The organism is Xanthomonas sp. SHU 166, from assembly GCF_000364685.1.
In the GTDB taxonomy this organism is placed as follows: Bacteria; Pseudomonadota; Gammaproteobacteria; order Xanthomonadales; family Xanthomonadaceae; genus Xanthomonas_A; species Xanthomonas_A sontii.
Window position 1 is genome coordinate 1 of the sequence record NZ_AQOJ01000328.1, and the last position, 2501, is coordinate 2501.

Annotated in this window: 1 protein-coding gene; it reads right to left on the reverse strand. The window is 70.7% G+C overall.

Annotated features, from left to right (window positions below; genetic code table 11):
• Positions 1-394: 394 nt before the first annotated feature.
• A complete protein-coding gene (rmuC, locus tag D180_RS09875) occupies positions 395-1984 on the reverse strand; it encodes a DNA recombination protein RmuC (protein WP_017912664.1) in 1590 nt (529 codons plus the stop codon).
• Positions 1985-2501: the final 517 nt, after the last annotated feature.

The window sequence follows — 2501 nt, forward strand, 5'->3', positions numbered from 1 at the left end:
GTCCAGATACAAGGAGCGGCTTCAGCCGCGACAGCGCGTCCGCAACACCTGCTCGCGACGGCCGCAGAAGAAACAAGAGCCGCCACTACACATGTGCCTCTCGTCGTGATCAGCAGCGCGCGTATCGGCCAGCAGGCCAGCAGGCGAGCGGCCTGGAGACGACAACGCATCCGCGATGTCGAATCGCATCAACACTGCAGGCAAGACCAGGACAGCCGCATGCTGCGCCATCTGTACAGCGCGCGCGTACGAAGCGGCCGCGTTGGCCCGTCCAGGTCGCGGCGCTGCATCCAACATGGCGCGTGCCGGTCGCACGCCATCTCGCGTCGACGTAACCGCCACGGTGCCTTGCCATCCCGACTCGCCGCACCGCCGCCGCGGGCACCGCAAGCCCTCACTCCCGGTCGTCGCCTGCCGCCTCGTCCGCTTCGGCATCCTCCAGCGGCAGCGACAGTTCCAGCAGCGGCGCGGCCTGCGCATCGGCCAGGGTCTCGACGCCGCGCAGGCGGCGTTCGATGGTGCGGGTCTTGCGGCTGGCCTCGCCCAGGCTCTTGCCGACGGTGCTGATCTGCTTCTCGGCCTTTTCCAGGATGCCGGCGAACTTGCCGAACTCGCTCTTCACCGCGGCCAGCACGCCCCACACTTCGCTGGAGCGCTTTTCGATGGCGAGCGTGCGGAAGCCCATCTGCAGGCTGTTGAGCAGGGCGGTGATGGTGGTCGGGCCGGCGACGACGATGCGGTGCTCGCGCTGCAGCAGGTCGGCCAGGCCGGGGCGGCGCAGGGTCTCGGCGTACAGGCCCTCGGTGGGCAGAAACATCACCGCGAAGTCGGTGGTGTGCGGCGGGGCGATGTACTTGTCGCCGATCGACTTGGCCTGCACCCGGATCGCGCGCTCCAGCTGCACGCCCATCGCCTGCACCAGTTCCGGATCGCCCTGCTCCTGCGCGTCGAGCAGGCGCTCGTAGTCCTCGCGCGGGAACTTGGCGTCGATCGGCAGCCACACCGGCGTGTCCTCGTGGCCGCGGCCGGGCAGGCGCACCGCGAAATCGACCATCTCGTTGCGCTCCGGGCGCACCCGCACGCCGCGTGCGTACTGTTCCTGGGTCAAGGTCTGCTCGAGGATGTTCTCCAGCTGCACCTCGCCCCAGCCGCCGCGGTTCTTGACGTTGCTCAGCACGCGCTTGAGATCGCCGACGCCGGTGGCCAGCTGCTGCATCTCGCCAAGGCCGCGCTGGACCTGCTCGAGCCGTTCGGACACCAGCTTGAACGAGGCGTCCAGGCGCGTGTTGAGGGTGGTCTGCAGCTTTTCGTCGACGGTGCCGCGCATCTGCTCGAGCTTGGCCGCGTTGTCGGCCTGCAGTTCCTTCAACCGCTCCTCCAGGGTGGCGCGCATCTCGCCCATCCGCTGCTCGTTGCGCTGGACCAGGTCGCTCAGGCGCTGGCCGAGCGTGTCGGCGAAGCGTTGCTGCGCGTCGGCGCCTTCCTGGCGGCCCTTGCGCGCGTCCTCGATCAGGGCCTCGCGCAACGCGCCCAGCTGCGCGTCGATGCGCGCGATCAGCTCGGCCTGCTGCTGGCCGAACTGGGCCATGCGCGCGTCCTGCTGCTGGCCGAAGGCGTCGAGCTGGCCGCGGATCTCGACCAGGCGCTGGCTCAGCAGCTCGGCCATGCGCTGTTGCGCGGCGCCGGCCTCGACCCGGCCGCGCCGCGCGTCCTCGGTCAGCGCCTCGCGCAGCAGGTCCAGGCGCTGATCGGTGCGGGTGGACAGATCCGCCAGGTGGCGGGCGAAGCCTTCGCTGCGTGCGTCCTGCTGCCGCGCCAGGCTGTCGAGCTGCTCGCGCAGTTCGCCGCGACCGCTGCGCTGCTCCTCGCGCAGGGCCGCCTCCAGCGCGGCGTGGTTGCCCCGCCGCAGCAACACGGCCAGCAACAGGGCGATGACGGCGCACAACAGGCCGGCGAGGATCAGGAAATGGGCATCGTTCTGCATGCGGCCAGTGTAGCCGGCCGCGTCTCAATCGCTGCGCCACGCGCCGGCAGGCGGACCAGACCGGATATACCTTGGTATCGCCGCCATGGCCTCATGCAGGCTGGTGCACACCTGGGCCGCATGCCAAGCTTTGCGCCACCCGCTCCTGGCCCGGCCAGTGGGCGGTACAGCGGCATCCGACCGCGCCAGACCATCGCGCTCCGCGCGATCCGTTCCCCTGATACCGGAGGCGAGCATGGACCCCGATCCGCATCGACGCGGCATCAGCGCCGCATTCCCCCGCCGTTCCCCTCGCCTGGTCGCTGCCCGGCGCTGAGCCGGAAGACGCACGCCGCGCACACGCTGCGACGTCCTTGCCGGCCACGCGCCGCAAGGAGGTCGTCATGTTCCTGTTCTCGCTGTTCTCCCGCCGTTTCCGCCTGCAGCGCGGCCTGCAGCGCGCGCTGCGCGCCGCGGTCGCCATGCGCCGCACCGAGGCGCTGCGCCATCTGCTCGCCGCCCACGGCGCCCGCGCCTT